The sequence below is a fragment of the Variovorax sp. Varisp53 genome (genome assembly GCF_059491555.1).
The window spans coordinates 1,678,586-1,693,751 of record NZ_CP168512.1; the positions used below are offsets into that span (position 1 = coordinate 1,678,586).

Below are 15,166 nucleotides of genomic sequence, written 5' to 3' on the forward strand. Positions count from 1 at the left end.
GACCCTCTCGCGCCATCCCGCTTCGGCTTCTTCAGCCATGAAATCGCGGACTCCCGCTCGCCGCCACATGCTCGCCATCGCCCAATGCACCGCGCTCGCGTGTGCGCTCCTGGCTGGCAATGCCATGGCCCAGAAGCCGCATCAGGGCGTGCTCGACGCCGCCACGCAAAGCAAGGACGAGGCGCTGAAGATGCTGGAGCGCATGGTCAACATCGACTCCGGCTCGGCCGACACCGCGGGCCTCGACAAGGTCCGGGAGATGGCGGTGGAAGAGCTGCGCAAGCTCGGTGCGCGCATCGAGACCTTTCCGGCCGATCCGCATCCCGGTACCAACGTGGTCGCGACACTGACCGGCCAGGGCAAGAAGAAGATCCTGATCCTCGCGCACATGGACACCGTGTTCAAGGAAGGCACGGCTGCGGCCAAGCCCTTCTACATCAAGGACGGCCGCGCCTACGGCCCCGGCGTGATGGACGACAAGGGCGGGGTGATCGCCGGGCTCTACGCGCTGAAGATCCTGCAGCAGATCGGCTTCAAGGACTATGGGCAGATCACCTTCCTGCTCGACACCAACGAGGAGACCGGCTCCGTCGGCACCAGCGCGCTGATCGAGCGCATCGCGAAGCAGCACGACGTGGCGCTGAACCTGGAGCCGGGCCGCCCGGCCGATGGCCTCGTTGTCGAGCGCAAGGGCTCGGCCACCGCGCTCGTCGAGGTGAAGGGGCTGGCCGCTCACGCGGGCGTGGCGCCCGAGGCGGGCCGCAATGCGGCGATGGAAGTGGCGCACCAGGTGCTGCAGCTGTCGAAGACGGCGGACGCGGCGAAGAAGACCACCGTCAACTTCACGGTGCTCACGGCCAACGGACCGACCAACGTGATTCCGGCGACCGCGAGCGCCAAGGGCGATGTGCGCGCGGCCACGCCCGAGGAGCTCGACCGCGTGGAGAAAGACCTGGTCCGCATCTCGCAGAACAAGCTGATCCCCGAGACCGAGGTGCGCGTGCGCCTGATCCGCGGCCTGCCGCCGATGCCGCGTTCGCCCGCGTCCGACAAGCTGGTGCGCATGGCCGAAGGCATCTACGGCGAGATCGGCAAGAAGCTCACCGTCGAGAGCAGCGGCGGCGCGGCCGACGCGAGCCTGGTGGCGGGCGTCGGCGTGCCGGTGCTCGATGGCTTCGGCATCGTGGGTGGCGGCATCCACACGCCGGAGGAGTACGCGGAGGTCGAGAGCGTGGTGCCGCGCCTCTATCTGCTGTCGCGCATGCTGATGGACCTGAGCGCGAACTGAGAGGCGCTCAGCCGCGCTTCGGAATCCCCCCCCCCCCCACCACGGCGGGGCGCGCCACGAAGGCTTCGAGCGCGCGCGCCACGTTCGGAAAATCCTTGAAGCCCACGAGGTCCGCTGCCTCGTAGAAGCCGATCAGGTTGCGCACCCACGGGAAGGTGGCGATGTCGGCGATGGTGTAGCTGTCGCCCACGATCCATGCGCGATCCGACAAGCGCTGGTCGAGCACGCCGAGCAGGCGCTTCGACTCGGCCACGTAGCGGTCGCGCGGGCGCTTGTCTTCATAGTCCTTGCCTGCGAACTTGTTGAAGAAGCCGAGCTGGCCGAACATCGGGCCGATGCCGCCCATCTGGAACATCACCCACTGCAGGGTTTCGTAGCGGCCGGCGGCGTCCTGCGGAATGAACTTGCCGGTCTTCTCGGCGAGGTACACGAGGATGGCGCCCGATTCGAACAGCGCCAGCGGCTTGCCGCCCGGGCCATCGGGGTCGAGGATGGCCGGGATCTTGTTGTTCGGGTTGAGCGACAGGAACGCTGGCGAGGTCTGGTCGTGGGTCTCGAAGCTCACGAGGTGCGGCTCGTAGGGCAGGCCGGTCTCCTCCAGCATGATCGACACCTTCACGCCGTTGGGCGTGGGCAGCGAGTACATCTGCAGCCGGTCAGGGTGCTGCGCGGGCCATTTTTTCGTGATGGGGAAGCTCGAGAGATCGGTCATGGAGGGAGTCCTTGGGAGGGAGACGGCAAGCGCCGGATTCTGCCCGGCCCGGGCAGGCGGCGTGCGCGTACGGCCTTGCCCCTCAGATCCCCAGCCAGCTCATCAGCGAGGACTCGACGTCGGACGAAGGCGTGACGAAGCCCACATAGGTGGACGCAGCGAGCGCGCGCTTGCCGGCGTCGGTCTGCGCAAGGCTCAGCAGCGCATCGCGCGCCGCGTTCACCGTGGCCGCGTCGAGCTTGCGCGACGCGAGCCACTGCTTGATCGGCACGGCGCGCGATTCCGCGCAGACCTTGCCGCCGCCGTCTTTCCAGGTCTTGATCACGCCGGAGGCTGCCGTTGCGCCGTAGGCTGCAAAGCCGTTCTGCACGTAGAAGGGCACGGCCTCCTGGAAGCGCGTGTTGGTGACCTTGACCGCAGTACCCTGCAGGCCCTGCTCGCGCAGCATCGCGCGTGTGATCACCGCGGTGATCGAGTCGGCGTCGGGCATGACCAGCTGCTTGCCGGCCACGCTCTTCCAGTCGGAGATCGGCTGCTGTTCCTTGCACAGGAACGACACCTTGTAGTCGGTGTAGCCGGTGGTCCAGGCGAATGCGCTGTACTGCCCGCCCTTGATGGCGCCGAGCGCCACGTGCGACGGGTGCACGAAAGCGAAGTCGACCTGCTGCTGCTTCAGCGCGTCGCGCGCACCGTTGTACGAATTGAAGATCTTGATCGTCACCGGCTGCTTGAGCGCCTTGGACAGCACCTCGGCGATGGGCTCGAAGCGGCCGGTGACCTGCGCGTCGGACACGTTGTAGCTCACGCCTTCGCTGACACCGATCACAAAGGCATGCGACGAAGCGCAGGCTGCGAGAAGCAGCGCGGCCGTACCGCGGGCGATGGTGCGAGGTGAATGGAGGGCGGCGCGGTGTTTCATGGGGACTTTTTCCGGAGGGTGGCGTTGTAACTAAATTATTACATTCATCCACTCGAGGGAACAAGCCCGGACCGCGGGGTTAGCACTGATGAAACAACACTTTGGCGGCCCGCGGGCCGTGCGGCGAGGCGCCATCGCCGCGTCAGCCCCGTTGATAGAGACCCTGGTGTGCCTTGCGCAACTCGAACTTCTGGATCTTGCCGGTGGAGGTCATCGGCAGCGCAGGCAGGAAGACGATTTCCTTCGGCACCTCGAAGCTGCCGAGGTGCTCCTTGCAGTGCGCCGCCAGCGCGGCCTCGCTGAAGTCCGCTGGCGCATCGGGCCGGCGCGTGACGAAGGCGGTGATGGCTTCGCCCCAGCGCTCGTGCGGCAGGCCCACCACCGCCGCATTGAGCACGGCGGGGTGCCGCAGCAGAACTTCCTCGACCTTGATCGACGGCACGTTCTCGCCGCCCGACTTCACCATGTCCTTCAGCCGGTCGAGGAAGACCAGCTGCCCGTCGGCATCGAACTTGCCCAGGTCGCCCGAATGGTGCCAGCCGAAGCGCTGCGCGTTCGCCGTCGCCTCCGGGTCCTTGTAGTAGCCCAGCATCACGTTGGGGCCGCGAAAGACGATCTCGCCGACCTGCTCCGGCCCGAGCAGTTCGCCCTCATCGCCCATCACGGCGACCTCGTTCACCAGCGTGCCCACGCCCCAGTACGAGCCGAAGCGCTTGCGCTGCTCCTGCACCTCGAAGATGGTGGCGCCGGGGTACATCTCGGTCTGGCCCGAGACGAGTGCGAAGTTGGGGCAGAACCCGTCGAGCAGGCGCAGCAGCAGCGTGCGCGACATCGGCGCCATCGCGTAGACGCACAGCCGCAGGCTCGACAGGTCGCGCGCAGCGCGCTGCGGGTGCGCGAGCAGCGCGCCGTACATCATCGGCAGGCCGACCATCACCGTGATCCGGTGGCGCTCGATGGCGGCGAGCACCGCGCCGGGGTCGAAGCCGCGCAGCACGACGAGCGCGCCGCCCACCGCCAGCGCCGACATCAGCACTGTGTGCTGGCCGCAATGGAACAGCGGCAGCACGCTGCTCCACACGTCGGCGCGCTCGGGGCTGCTGCCCCATTCGACCATGTTGCTCAGCAGCACCGAGTGCACCGACGCATGCGAATGCATCACGCCCTTCTGGCGCCCTGTGGTGCCGCTGGTGTACATGATGAACGCAAGCTGCGTGCTGTCGATGGGCACGTCGGGCAGCGTGTGGGGTCCCTGCACGATGGCCTGCGGCACGGTCGGCAGGCCGGCGGGCGGCGCATCGCCGTCGAGCACGCAGAGCATCGGCGCGATGCCTTGCGCAGCCACCAGTTCGCGCAGCTCGGGCTTCGCATGCAGCGCGGTGTCGATCACCAGGTGGCGCACCCCTGCATGCGCGAGGATGTAGCCGATGGCGTCCACCGCCAGCGCGGTGTTGATCGGCACCCACACCAGCCCGGCCTTCTGGATGCCCAGCATGGCGACCACCATCTGGATCGAGTTGTTGCACAGCATGCCCACGCGCTCGCCGCTCGAGAGGCCCAGGCCCAGCAGGTGATGTGCGAAGCGGTTCGACGCGGCGTCGAGTTCGCCGTAGGACATGCGGTGTTCGCCCTCGATCAGCGCAGTGCGCGTGCCGAAGCGGCGCGCGCTGCGGTGGATCACGTCGCCCAGCGCGATGCGCGAGATGCGCGGATGGAACTGCGGCGGCGCGAGGCCGGTGGCGGCTGCAGGCATGCTCTGTGTCTCCGTTCTTCGATGATGGGCGCAGCCTAAGGCTGGCCGCCGCACCGCGTCTTGCGAAGACTGGCTACACGCAGAACGACCCAGGGCCTAGAAGCGTGCCTTGAGGAAAGCCGAAGGCCCCTGCAGGCGGACCTTCAAACGAGAATCGGCAGAGCCGCTCTCGCGCGTCAGGTCGATGTTCGTCAGGCCATAGGCGAGCACCAGGCCCACGTTCTTCACCGGGAACCACTCGACGCCGGCGGAGGCGTTGTAGATGTTGCCGTGGAAGCGGCCGCTGCTCTTCCACACGCCCGAGGCGTCGGCGAACAGCCGCAGGTCCGGCGTGATGGCGTGGCGCACGCCCACTTCGAGCAGCGGCGCCACGGCGTTGTCGCTGGAGCTTTCGTTCAGCGTTCTGACCTGGCCGTTGACCCCGGCGAGCGCAATCGCGCCGAGCGTCGCACGGTAGTAGGCGGCGCCGGCACCCAGGCCGAGCACGGTGTTGCCCGAGCCGATCCACCACTTGTACGAGAGCTTGGCAAAGTCGAGCTTGGTGTTGACGGTGGCGTTGCCGAAAGTATTCAGCGAACCGAAGCTGCCCAGGGACGTGGTGTTCGCGACACCACCGGAGTAGTCGCGCCGGTACTGGTAGTAGTCGAACGAGACGCCGTGGCTGTCGCCGATCAGCACGTCGGCCGTGATGCGCGGCATGGTCACGCGGCCCGGCTTGATGTCGCCCGATTGCAGCGTGCCATACGGCGTGCCGACCGAGGCGTTGAACTTCGGATCGGCGCTGAAGGCGCCGACCGAGAAGCTGAACCGGTCGAGCGCGGGCGAGGGATCGGCCAGAGCCGGCGCGGCGGCAAGCAGGAGGCCGGAGCCGAACAGTGCGCCCAAAGCGGGGCGAGGGGGGAGCAGCAGCATGGATGAAATCCTTGGTGACCCGGATGGGAAATGGATGCCGCGGGCACGCGATGAAATGGGCGCAGGCCTGAGGCCTTGCGCTGTGCTTCCGGGCGAAGCTCCCTTGAACAGCGAGAACCCTAGTGGCGCGCGCGAGCTTTCTCGATGCGCGGAATGCCGCTGTACTTGTAGGACTCCTTCTACGCTACGGCGCTACAGTGCTCGCCCATGCGCCGACATCTTTCCACCACCACCGGTCCCCAACGTCTTCTCTATGGCGCGGCCACCGGCTGCGCCGTTGCGGCCGCGCTGATGCCGCTGCCCATGAGCGGCATGGCGCGCGGGCTGGCCGGATGGTGCGTAGGCGTGGGGGTCTTCCAGCTGCTGTCGTGGTGGCTGGCCGACACCTTCGATGCGAAGCGCACGCGCGAGCGCGCCCAGTCGTTGGACCAGCCCAATGTGGTGATCCTGGTCTCGATGCTGGTGGTGGTGGGCATGAGCGTGGTGGCCATCGCGATGCTGCTGCAGCAGGTGAAGGGGCTGAGCGGCTGGGAGCGCGCGGCGCATGTCGCGCTGGGCCTGGTGGCGCTGGCAGGGTCGTGGCTGACGATGCACACCATCTATGCCTTTCACTATGCGCACCGCTACTACATCGACCAGCGGGACGGTACGCCTGACGGTGGGCTCGATTTTCCGGGCGGGCACGACGCCCCCGACTACTTCGACTTTCTCTACTACTCGTACGTGATCGGCATGACCTCGCAGGTGTCCGACGTGCAGGCGACCTCGAAGGAGATGCGGCGCATCACGCTGCTGCACAGCGTGCTGGCCTTTGCGTTCAACATGCTGGTGCTGGCGCTCTCGGTGAACGTCGTCGCGGGTGCCGTGTAGGCGCCCCGCAAGAAAACACGCTCAGGCCGAGGCCCTGCGCGGCAGGCCGAGCTTGACGATGCCGGTCGACAGCGCCACGCCGCAGACGATGACGGCCGCGCAGATCAGCATCCACTGCGTGATGTTTTCTCCGAGGAACACCGCGCCGTAGAACAGCGCGAACACCGGCACCAGGAAGGTCACGGTCAGCGCGCGGGCCGGCCCGGCGCGTTCGATCAGACGGAAGAACAGGATGTAGGCGATGCCCGTGCAGGCGATGCCCAGCGCCAGCAGCGCCAGCCATGCGCGCAGGCTGGGCATCTGCGCGGGCCAGAGCCAGAAGGCGGGAATGGCGAGGAACAGCGTGGCGCCGATCTGGCTGCCGGTGGCGGTGGTCAGCGCGGGCACGCCGCCCAGGTGAGCGCGCGTGGCGCTGGCCGAGATGCCGTAGCACAGGCATGCGCCCAGGCAGGCCAGCACCGCGAAGAGCGCGGCATGGCCGCTGGCGCCCGCATGCAGGCCGGCGCTGCGGCTCGCGAGCATGGCGACGCCGGCAAAGCCGATCGCGAGACCGATGAGGCGTGAGCCGTTCGGGCGCTCGCGGAACCAGGCCCACGCCACGAGTGCGCCGAACATCGGCGTGGTGGCATTGAGCACGGCGGCCAGGCCGGTGTTGATGGTCAGCAGCGCGAAGCAGAACAGCGCGAACGGCATGCCCGAGTTGAAGACACCGACCGTGAAGCTGGCCTTCCAGTGCTTCGCCAGGGATGGCCCCTGGCCGCGCAGCAATGCGATGGGCAGCAGGAACAGCGCGGCGATCGCCACCCGCACCGCCGCCGTCGGCAGCGCACCGAACTCGGCCGCGCCGATGCGCATGAAGAGAAAAGACGCGCCCCAGAGCGCGCCCAGCAGCACAAGGTCGATGAGCCAGGCGCTGGGTGCGAGGGGCGTGGCGGCGGCGATGTTGTTGTTCGTGGTGGTCATGCGTCTTTCGCTCTGCTTCTTGTGGATGCTCAGAGCGCTCCCTCGAGTTCGAGCAGGGCGGTCTTGCGTTCGAGCCCGCCAGCGTAACCGGTCAGCGAACCGTCGGCACCGAGCACGCGGTGGCAGGGCACGATCACGCTGATCGGGTTGCGCCCCACGGCCGCGCCCACCGCGCGCACTGCGGCCGGGTTGCCCACGTTCATGCTCAGCTTGCCGTAGCTCGTGGTGGCGCCGGCCGGAATGGCCAGCAGCTGCTGCCACACGCTCTGCTGGAAGGCGGTGCCGTGCGACAGGTCGAGTTTCATGTCGAAGCGCTCGCGCTTGCCGGCGAAATAGTCGCGCAGCTGGGCGGCCGCCTCCGCGAGCGCGGGATGGTCGTCCTTCGTGATCCAGCCCGCGGTGTCGGGCCAGTGGCGCTGCTGGTCGAACCAGACGCCGGCCAGGCCCTGGTCGGTGGCCGCCATCGTGATGCCGCCGAGCGGCGTGTCGATGTGCGAGGTGTAGATGACTTTGCTCTTGAACTTCATGACATTTCAGGCGGTGAGGCCTGCCGTAGTGATGAGAGGGGATTCCGCGATCGCCGCGTCGGTGGCGCCCGCGACAGGAGAAGGAGAAGAGGGCGCGTGCCACGCCCGCAGCACCGCATAGCTGCGCCACGGCCGCCAGGCTTGCGAGGCTTCGCTGGCCGCGCGCGCGGTGGTCACGCCCAGCGCCTTCTGCAGCGCCACGTCGCCGGCCGGGAAGGCGTCGGGCCAGCGCAGCGCGCGCATGGCGATGTACTGCGCGGTCCACGCGCCGATGCCGGGCAGTTCCTGCAGCGCGGCGATGGTCGATGGCACGTCGGCGCCCGCATGCAGCGCCAGCTTGCCGGCCGCGACCTCGCGCGCGATGGCGTGCAGCGCGCTTTGCCGCTGGCGCACGATGCCGAGCTGGCCCAGCGAATCGCCGCTCGCGGCGGCAATGGCCGCGGGCGTGGGAAACAGGCGATCCAATCCTTCGACGGGCGTCGCAAGCGGCTCGCCGAAGGCCTCGACCAGCCGCGAGCCCAGCGTGCGAGCCGCGGCCACCGTGATCTGCTGGCCCAGCACCGCACGCACCGCCAGCTCAAAGCCGTCGACCGCACCGGGCACGCGCAGTCCGTCGCCGTGCGGAAAGGCCGCATGCAGCGCTGCGTTGATGGCCATCGGTTCGGCGTCGAGGTCGAACAGCGCGCGGGCGCGGCTGATGACGATGGGCAGCACCGCGGCCAGCGAATCGCTGATCGACAGCAGCACCTGTTCGCGCTCGAGGTCGAAGCGCAGCTGCAGCCAGCCGGCATGCGCCTGTCCGCCCTGCTGGATGCGCAGGGTGCGGGTGAGCTTCGCGTAAGTGGGCGTGCTGCCCTTGGCGGGCTGCTTGCCGTCCGATGTCGAGACGACTTCGACGCCGCACAGCGCACGGCGCGCGAAGAAGCCGAGCATGGCGTTGGCGTCATAAGGCGGACGAAAGCCCAGCCGCACCTCGATCGCCTTGCCTTCGCCGCCCTCGGCAGTGGCGCCGCCAGCACGCCGCAGGGCGCTCGGGTTCAGGCCGTAGTGTTCGAGAAAGGCCGCATTGAATCGCCGCACGCTCGCGAAGCCGCTGGCCAGTGCCACCTGCGTCATCGGCAGGCGGGTGTCGGCAATGAGCTGCTTGGCGGCCAGCAGCCGGCGCGTCTGCAGGTACTGCAGCGGGGACACGCCGAACTGCACCTCGAAGATGCGCCGCAGGTGGCGGTCGCTCACGCCGAGCCGCGCTGCGATCTGCGCTGCGCCGGGGCCGTCTTCCGACCACGCATCGGGCTCGTCGATCAGCCGCGCCGCCTGCAGCGCGAGGATGCGCGAGGCGTCCTCGGTCGACCAGGTGGCTGCGCGCGGCGCGAGTTCGGGCCGGCAGCGCAGGCAGGGGCGAAAGCCCGCGGCCTCGGCCTGTGCCGCGTGGCGGAAGAACCGGCAGTTCTCGCGCCGCGGCAGCTTGACGCGGCAGACCGGACGGCAATAGATGCCGGTGGAGGTCACGGCGGTGAAGAACGACCCGTCGAAGCGCGCATCGTGCGTCTTCATCGCCAGGTAGCAGGCGTCGCTCTCGAGCGCTTCGGTGGAGGTGTGGCTGGTGGGCATGGGGAAATGATACGGTTTCGACTCGTTTCAACTGGCCGTTTTCGGTCATGTGGGCGCCCGGAGCCTTGCCTACAATGCCTCGTTCCAAAAACCAACAGGGAAACGCCTTCATGCAGCTCAGCGCGTCCATCTTCAAGGCCTATGACATCCGCGGCGTTGTGCCCGTCACTCTCGATGCGGAGGTGGCCGAAGCGCTCGGCCGGGCCTTCGGCAGCGCCGCCCGTGCCGCCGGCGAGAAGTCCGTGGCCGTGGGACGCGATGGCCGCCTGTCGGGCCCCGTGCTGGCCGAGGCGCTGATCAAGGGCCTCGTCGCCACCGGCGTCGAGGTGATCGACGTGGGCGCCGTCACCACCCCGATGCTGTACTTCGCGGCCCACACGCTGTGCACGAGCGGCATCCAGGTCACCGGCAGCCACAACCCCAAGGACTACAACGGCTTCAAGATGGTGCTGGCCGGCCGCGCGATCTACGGCGACGAGATCCAGGGCCTGCGCAAGACCATGGAAGCCGGCACCGCGCAACTCGCCCCCGGCGGCAGCGTGCGCAAGGTCGACGTGACCGAGGCCTACGTGAAGCGCATTGCCGGCGACATCAAGCTGGCCCGTCCGATGAAGATCGTGGTCGACTCGGGCAACGGCATCGCGGGTGCATCGGCCCCGGCCATCTTCCGCGCCATCGGCTGCGAGGTGACCGAACTGTTCAGCGAAGTCGACGGCGACTTCCCCAACCACCATCCCGATCCGAGCAAGCCCGAGAACCTCAAGGACCTGATGGCCGCGCTGGCCGCGGGCGATGCCGAACTGGGCCTGGCCTTCGACGGCGACGGCGACCGCCTGGGCATCGTCACCAAGGACGGCCAGAACATCTTCCCCGACCGCCAGATGCAACTCTTTGCGCAGGACGTGCTGTCGCGCGTGCCCGGCGGCACCATCGTCTACGACGTGAAGTGCTCGCAGCGCCTGGCGCCGGCCATCGAGGCCGCGGGCGGCGTGCCGATGATCTTCAAGACCGGCCATTCGCTCATCAAGGCGAAGATGAAGGAAATCGATTCGCCGCTGGGCGGCGAGATGAGCGGCCACATCTTCTTCAAGGAGCGCTGGTTCGGCTTCGACGACGGCACCTATGCGGGCTGCCGGCTGCTCGAAATCTTGAGCAAGAGCCCGAACGCGAGCGACGTGCTCAACGCGCTGCCCACCAGCTTCTCGACGCCCGAACTGAACGTGCCCTGCGCCGAAGGCGAGCCGCACACCGTGGTCGACAAGCTCGTGAAGGGCGCGAGCTTCGCGGCCCCGGCCAAGGTCTCGACCATCGACGGCCTGCGTGTCGACTGGCCCGATGGCTTCGGCCTGATCCGCGCATCGAACACCACCCCCGTGCTCGTGCTTCGCTTCGAAGGCCAGACCGATGCCGCGCTGAAGCGCATCGAAACCGAGATGCTCGCGCTGCTGCGTACGGCCAAGCCCGACGCCAAGCTCGCCGAAGCGTCCCACTGAGCCTGTGCGTTCCCTGCTGCTGCGCCTCTACGGCGTCTTCACCACCGTTGTGCAACCGCTCGTGCGCCGCAAGCTGCGGCCCCGCGCGGAGGCCGAGCCGGGCTATGGCGTGGCCGTGGAAGAGCGCTTCGGCCATTACAACGAAGCCACCACCGGCAAGGCCCAATGCTGGGTGCACGCGGTTTCGCTCGGCGAGACGCGCGCGGCCGCCATCCTGATCGCCGAACTGCGCAGGCAGTACCCGGGCATCCCGATCCTGCTCACGCACGGCACCGCCACCGGCCGTGAAGAGGGCGCCAAGCTGCTCGAGCCGGGCGACACGCAGGTCTGGCAGCCGTGGGACACGCCGGGCGCGGTGGCGCGTTTCCTGGATCGCTTCGAGCCGCGCATCGGCGTGCTGATGGAGACCGAGGTCTGGCCCGAAATGGCCGCTGCCTGCGCCGAGCGCCGCATTCCGCTGGTGCTGGCCAATGCGCGGCTCAACGAGAAATCGCTCGCTGCGGCCGAACGGCTTGCATGGCTCGCGCGGCCCGCCTACTCGGCCCTTGCGGCCGTGTGGGCGCAGACCGAGGCCGATGCGCACCGGCTGGTGTCGCTCGGCGCCAAGGTGGCCGGGATCTACGGCAACCTCAAGTTCGACGCCACGCCCGACGTGCGCCAGCTGAACGCGGCCGTGTCGCTGCGCGAGCACCTGCCGCGGCCGATGGTCGTGCTCGCGAGTTCGCGCGACGGCGAGGAGCGGATGCTGCTCGAAGTGCTCAAGCGCTTCGGTGCGACCTCGCCCGTGCCGCCGGAGCAGGGCGCGATCCGCTCGATTGCCAAGCGCGTGCACGACGTGCAATGGATGATCGTGCCGCGCCATCCGCAGCGCTTCGACGAAGTGGCCGCGCTGATCGAGGCCGAAGGCTTCGCCGTGGCCCGCCGCAGCGCGGCGGGCCAGCCGGCCGAGGCGGAGATCTGGCTCGGCGATTCGCTGGGCGAGATGGCGCTGTACTACGGCCTGGCCGACGTGGCGCTGCTGGGCGGCAGCTTCGAGCCGCTGGGCGGGCAGAACCTGATCGAGCCGGCGGCCTGCGGCTGCCCGGTGGTCATGGGACCGTCGACCTTCAACTTCGCCGAGGCGGCGCAGCTGTCGCTGGCGGCCGGCGCATCGCTGCGCGTCGAGAACATGGAGCAGGCCGTGACGGCCGCGCTGAAGCTGGTCGAGAACCCCGAGCGCCGCGCCACGATGGCGCAGGCCGCGCTGGCGTTCTCTTCGTCGAATCGCGGGGCGGCCGAGCGCACGGCCGCTGCGGTGCTCGCGATCGCGCAGGCGGCGGAGCCTGTGGCGTCGGGACACGCGCCGCTCGAAAGCGAGCCGCCGCGCGCCGAACCCACACTCGACTGAGTTTGTATTGCTCCTTCCCCCTCTGGGGGAAGGCTGTGAAGCGTCCAAGCGCCCAATGAGCGCAGCAGTGGGGCCGAGGCCGTCGTGCCCCCACCCCGGCCCTCCCCCGGAAGGGGAGGGAGAAAAAGCCTCAGCGCACCGGCGGGTTGAGGATCAGGGGCGGCACCGGGTCCGTCGGCATCGTCGGTGCCGGCGGATTGAACGGCGGTACCGGCACCGGCGGAATCACCGGGATGCTCGGCGGCGCGACCGGCGTCGTTGTGCTGCGATCCGGCCCCGTGGCTGGAGGCACCGCCGGCACGCTGCCGCTGCTCGCCAGCGTCGCGTTGTTGGCGTTGATGTCGTCGATCGTCAGCGTGCCGTTGGCCTGGCGCAGCTTCAGGTTGCCCAGCAGCACGTTGTAGCGCGCCTGCGCGAGATCGCGCTTGGTCTGGAACAACTGGCTCTGCGAATTCAGCACGTCGATGTTGATGCGCACGCCCACCTGGTAGCCCAGCCGGTTGGCATCGAGCGCGCTCTGGCTCGACGCCTCGGCCGCTTCCAGTGCCTTCACCTGCCCCGCACCCGAGACGAGCCCGAGGTACGCCGCGCGCGTGGCCTGCGCCACGCTGCGCTTGGTGCCGTCGAGCACGCTGCGCGACTGGTCCTCGAGCGCCAGCGTTTCCTTGACGCGGTTCTCGGTGGCGAAGCCGGCGAACAACGGCAGGTTGAACGTGACGCCGACCGTGGCCGCATTGATGCGCGTGCCCACGGTGCTCGTGCTGGTGCCCGTCGGGTTGCGCGTGACGTTGTAGCCCAGGTTGGCGTCGAGCGTGGGCTTGTGGCCGGCCTTGGCCTTCTCCACTTCGAGCCCGGCCACGTCGAGCCCCAGGCGGGCCTGCTGGATGGCGGGGTGCACCTCGTCGGCCTGCGCGACCCAGGCGTTGATGTCCGCGGGCATGGCGGTGGGCAGCACCACCGGTACCCGCAGCGGCACCGGCACGCTGCCGGGGCGGCCGACCAGCTGGTCGAGCACCACCTTCTTCACCTGCAGGTCGTTCTCGGCCGCGATTTCCTGGGCGATCACGAGGTCGTAGCGGGCCTGCGCCTCGCGCGAGTCGGTGATGGTGGAGGTGCCGACCTCGAAGTTGCGCTTGGCCGATGCCAGCTGCTCGGCCACGGCGACCTTCTGCGCGCGCACGAGCGCCAGGCTGTCCTGGCTCGCGAGCACGTCGAAGTACGCCTGGCTCACGCGCACGATCAGGTCCTGCTCGGCAATGGTGAGCACCGCCCGCGCGATGTCGGCCTGGCGCTTGCCCTGCTCGTAGGTGGCCCAGTTGGCCGGCCGGTACAGCGGCTGCGTGGCGTTGATGCCGACGTTCTGCGTGTTGAAGTCGCGCGGCGTGGTGGTGCCGCGGCCGGCGCCGGTGAGGGTCTCGATGTCGAGGTCGCTGCGCGTCACGCCGGCCGTGAGTCCCACGGCGGGCAGGATGCCGGCCTTGGCCTGCGCGGCGCGCGCGATGCTGGCGTCGTACTGGGCCCGTGCGCCCTGGTAGGTGGCGTCGAAGCCGCGGGCGGATTCGTAGAGTTCGTTCAGTGTCTGGCTCTGGGCCGGCGATGCGAGCAGGGCTGCGAAGATGCTTGCGAGCGCTGCGGAAAGAGGCGAAAGCCGGGGCCTGGAAGGCATTGAACGTCCTTGGAGAAAGAATCAGTAGCGCGGCACGGAAGGGTCGTGCTGCGAAGACCAGGCGTCGATGCCGCCCGCCACGTTGGCGAGCTGGTCAAAGCCGTTCTGGTTCAGGAAAGTGGCCACGCGCTGGCTGCGTGCGCCGTGATGGCACAGGCAGGCAATTCGAAGTCCGGGCTGGCCGTCATTCAACTCGGCCAGCCGCCCGGGAATCTCGTTCATCGGAATCGCGACCAGGGTGAAGCCCTGGGGCACGACGCTCGCCGTCTGTAGTTCCCAGGGTTCGCGCACGTCGAGCAGCACGGGGATGGCATCGGCGTCCTGGGCGAACCAGGCGGCGAGGTCGGCGGGGCGGACTTGGTCGATCATTCGGTGGACCGCCCGCTCAGAACGAGAAGCGCGAGGGCTCGGGGAAGTTCAGCAGCCGCGGGGCCACGGTGTCCCAGGGCTGGATCGTGTCCCACTTGCTTTCGCTGGTGCGGGTGACGAAGTGGGCGCGCATCATCGGCTCTTCGCCCACGATGGCCGAGAGGCGGCCACCGACCTTGAGCGAACCCAGCAGGTTCTGCGGAATGCGCGCGACCGAGCCGCTCAGCACGATCACGTCGAAGCTCGGGCCGCTGGGCAGCGGCACGGCGCCGTCGGCATGGCGCACTTCGACGTTGGTCACGCCGTTCTGGCGCAGCGTCTCGGCGGCACGGGCGGCCAGCACGGGGTTGATTTCGAGCGACAGCACCTGGGCGGCGCGGGCGCCCAGCAAGGCGGCCATGAAGCCGGAGCCGGTGCCGATCTCGAGCACCGATTCATGCTTCTGGATGTGCAGGTCCTGCAGCGTGCGGGCCTCGACCTTGGGCGACAGCATGATTTCGCCGGGCACGGAGCCGTCGAGCAGCGGCAGTTCCATGTCGAAGAACGACAGCGTGCGGTGCGCGTCGGGGACGTAGTCTTCGCGGTGGATTTCGGCCAGCAGTTCGAGGATGTCGGTATCCAGCACATCCCAGGGGCGGATCTGCTGTTCGATCATGTTGAAGCGCAGGCGCTCGAGGGTGGGGGTGGGGTTCATGG

At 68.6% G+C, this 15,166-nt stretch carries 14 protein-coding genes; 4 read left to right on the forward strand and 10 right to left on the reverse strand.

Annotated elements, in window-relative coordinates; all coding sequences use genetic code 11:
• Positions 1-37: 37 nt before the first annotated feature.
• Positions 38-1,288, forward strand: a complete 1,251-nt coding sequence (locus ACEOAB_RS07675) for a glutamate carboxypeptidase (RefSeq protein WP_056587345.1) — start codon at positions 38-40, stop codon at positions 1,286-1,288.
• 7 nt (positions 1,289-1,295) lie between these two features.
• Here ACEOAB_RS07675 and ACEOAB_RS07680 read toward each other — a convergent pair whose 3' ends face one another.
• From ACEOAB_RS07680 to ACEOAB_RS07695, 4 genes are all read right to left on the reverse strand, one after another.
• Positions 1,296-2,000 carry a glutathione S-transferase N-terminal domain-containing protein gene (locus ACEOAB_RS07680; protein WP_495653567.1) on the reverse strand — a complete coding sequence of 235 codons (705 nt, stop codon included), beginning with the start codon at positions 1,998-2,000 and terminating at the stop codon, positions 1,296-1,298.
• A gap of 82 nt (positions 2,001-2,082) precedes the next feature.
• Positions 2,083-2,919, reverse strand: coding sequence for a phosphate/phosphite/phosphonate ABC transporter substrate-binding protein (locus tag ACEOAB_RS07685; protein WP_413748052.1), 837 nt, complete (start codon positions 2,917-2,919; stop codon positions 2,083-2,085).
• Between the two features lie 142 nt (positions 2,920-3,061).
• Complete coding sequence (locus tag ACEOAB_RS07690; protein ID WP_413748053.1) at positions 3,062-4,672, reverse strand: class I adenylate-forming enzyme family protein; 1,611 nt, start codon at positions 4,670-4,672, stop codon at positions 3,062-3,064.
• Between the two features lie 96 nt (positions 4,673-4,768).
• The gene (locus ACEOAB_RS07695; protein ID WP_413748054.1) at positions 4,769-5,584 is read right to left on the reverse strand and encodes a hypothetical protein; all 816 of its coding nucleotides are present in this window, start codon (positions 5,582-5,584) and stop codon (positions 4,769-4,771) included.
• Between the two features lie 207 nt (positions 5,585-5,791).
• Between ACEOAB_RS07695 and ACEOAB_RS07700 the strand changes: the two genes are divergently transcribed.
• Positions 5,792-6,454, forward strand: coding sequence for a DUF1345 domain-containing protein (locus ACEOAB_RS07700; protein WP_056587373.1), 663 nt, complete (start codon positions 5,792-5,794; stop codon positions 6,452-6,454).
• 21 nt (positions 6,455-6,475) lie between these two features.
• On the opposite strand, the gene ACEOAB_RS07705 is transcribed toward ACEOAB_RS07700, so the two are convergent.
• Genes ACEOAB_RS07705 through ACEOAB_RS07715 form a run of 3 tightly spaced genes read right to left on the reverse strand, consistent with a single transcriptional unit; the run spans position 6,476 to position 9,555 of the window.
• Positions 6,476-7,417 (reverse strand): DMT family transporter, encoded by a 942-nt coding sequence (locus tag ACEOAB_RS07705; protein WP_413748055.1) that lies wholly within the window; start codon positions 7,415-7,417, stop codon positions 6,476-6,478.
• A 29-nt stretch (positions 7,418-7,446) separates the two neighbouring features.
• Positions 7,447-7,944 (reverse strand): methylated-DNA--[protein]-cysteine S-methyltransferase, encoded by a 498-nt coding sequence (locus ACEOAB_RS07710; protein WP_056587378.1) that lies wholly within the window; start codon positions 7,942-7,944, stop codon positions 7,447-7,449.
• Between the two features lie 6 nt (positions 7,945-7,950).
• A complete protein-coding gene (locus tag ACEOAB_RS07715; protein ID WP_495653568.1) occupies positions 7,951-9,555 on the reverse strand; it encodes a DNA-3-methyladenine glycosylase 2 family protein in 1,605 nt (534 codons plus the stop codon).
• A 110-nt stretch (positions 9,556-9,665) separates the two neighbouring features.
• On the opposite strand from ACEOAB_RS07715, the gene ACEOAB_RS07720 reads away from it, so the two are divergent.
• Together ACEOAB_RS07720 and ACEOAB_RS07725 are read left to right on the forward strand one after the other, a co-directional pair.
• Entirely contained in the window at positions 9,666-11,048 is a 1,383-nt protein-coding gene (locus ACEOAB_RS07720) for a phosphomannomutase/phosphoglucomutase (RefSeq protein ID WP_413748056.1), read from the forward strand.
• A 4-nt stretch (positions 11,049-11,052) separates the two neighbouring features.
• Complete coding sequence (locus ACEOAB_RS07725; protein WP_495653569.1) at positions 11,053-12,435, forward strand: 3-deoxy-D-manno-octulosonic acid transferase; 1,383 nt, start codon at positions 11,053-11,055, stop codon at positions 12,433-12,435.
• A 130-nt stretch (positions 12,436-12,565) separates the two neighbouring features.
• On the opposite strand, the gene ACEOAB_RS07730 is transcribed toward ACEOAB_RS07725, so the two are convergent.
• The 3 genes from ACEOAB_RS07730 to ACEOAB_RS07740 are packed head-to-tail and all read right to left on the reverse strand — an operon-like array spanning position 12,566 to position 15,164.
• A complete protein-coding gene (locus ACEOAB_RS07730; protein ID WP_495653570.1) occupies positions 12,566-14,101 on the reverse strand; it encodes a TolC family outer membrane protein in 1,536 nt (511 codons plus the stop codon).
• Positions 14,102-14,122: 21 nt separating this feature from the next.
• Positions 14,123-14,470 carry a rhodanese-like domain-containing protein gene (locus ACEOAB_RS07735; RefSeq protein ID WP_413750247.1) on the reverse strand — a complete coding sequence of 116 codons (348 nt, stop codon included), beginning with the start codon at positions 14,468-14,470 and terminating at the stop codon, positions 14,123-14,125.
• A 16-nt stretch (positions 14,471-14,486) separates the two neighbouring features.
• Entirely contained in the window at positions 14,487-15,164 is a 678-nt protein-coding gene (locus ACEOAB_RS07740; RefSeq protein WP_056587397.1) for a protein-L-isoaspartate O-methyltransferase family protein, read from the reverse strand.
• Between the last annotated feature and the right edge of the window lie 2 nt (positions 15,165-15,166).

Bases quoted from the DNA above. Each gene is read 5' to 3' on its own strand.
- ACEOAB_RS07710 (WP_056587378.1), bottom strand. From the start codon at position 7,944: ATGAAGTTCAAGAGCAAAGTCATCTACACCTCGCACATCGACACGCCG.
- ACEOAB_RS07720 (WP_413748056.1), top strand. From the start codon at position 9,666: ATGCAGCTCAGCGCGTCCATCTTCAAGGCCTATGACATCCGCGGCGTT.
- ACEOAB_RS07740 (WP_056587397.1), bottom strand. From the start codon at position 15,164: ATGAACCCCACCCCCACCCTCGAGCGCCTGCGCTTCAACATGATCGAA.
- ACEOAB_RS07730 (WP_495653570.1), bottom strand. From the start codon at position 14,101: ATGCCTTCCAGGCCCCGGCTTTCGCCTCTTTCCGCAGCGCTCGCAAGC.
- ACEOAB_RS07705 (WP_413748055.1), bottom strand. From the start codon at position 7,417: ATGACCACCACGAACAACAACATCGCCGCCGCCACGCCCCTCGCACCC.
- ACEOAB_RS07695 (WP_413748054.1), bottom strand. From the start codon at position 5,584: ATGCTGCTGCTCCCCCCTCGCCCCGCTTTGGGCGCACTGTTCGGCTCC.
- ACEOAB_RS07685 (WP_413748052.1), bottom strand. From the start codon at position 2,919: ATGAAACACCGCGCCGCCCTCCATTCACCTCGCACCATCGCCCGCGGT.
- ACEOAB_RS07735 (WP_413750247.1), bottom strand. From the start codon at position 14,470: ATGATCGACCAAGTCCGCCCCGCCGACCTCGCCGCCTGGTTCGCCCAG.
- ACEOAB_RS07715 (WP_495653568.1), bottom strand. From the start codon at position 9,555: ATGCCCACCAGCCACACCTCCACCGAAGCGCTCGAGAGCGACGCCTGC.
- ACEOAB_RS07675 (WP_056587345.1), top strand. From the start codon at position 38: ATGAAATCGCGGACTCCCGCTCGCCGCCACATGCTCGCCATCGCCCAA.
- ACEOAB_RS07690 (WP_413748053.1), bottom strand. From the start codon at position 4,672: ATGCCTGCAGCCGCCACCGGCCTCGCGCCGCCGCAGTTCCATCCGCGC.
- ACEOAB_RS07700 (WP_056587373.1), top strand. From the start codon at position 5,792: ATGCGCCGACATCTTTCCACCACCACCGGTCCCCAACGTCTTCTCTAT.
- ACEOAB_RS07680 (WP_495653567.1), bottom strand. From the start codon at position 2,000: ATGACCGATCTCTCGAGCTTCCCCATCACGAAAAAATGGCCCGCGCAG.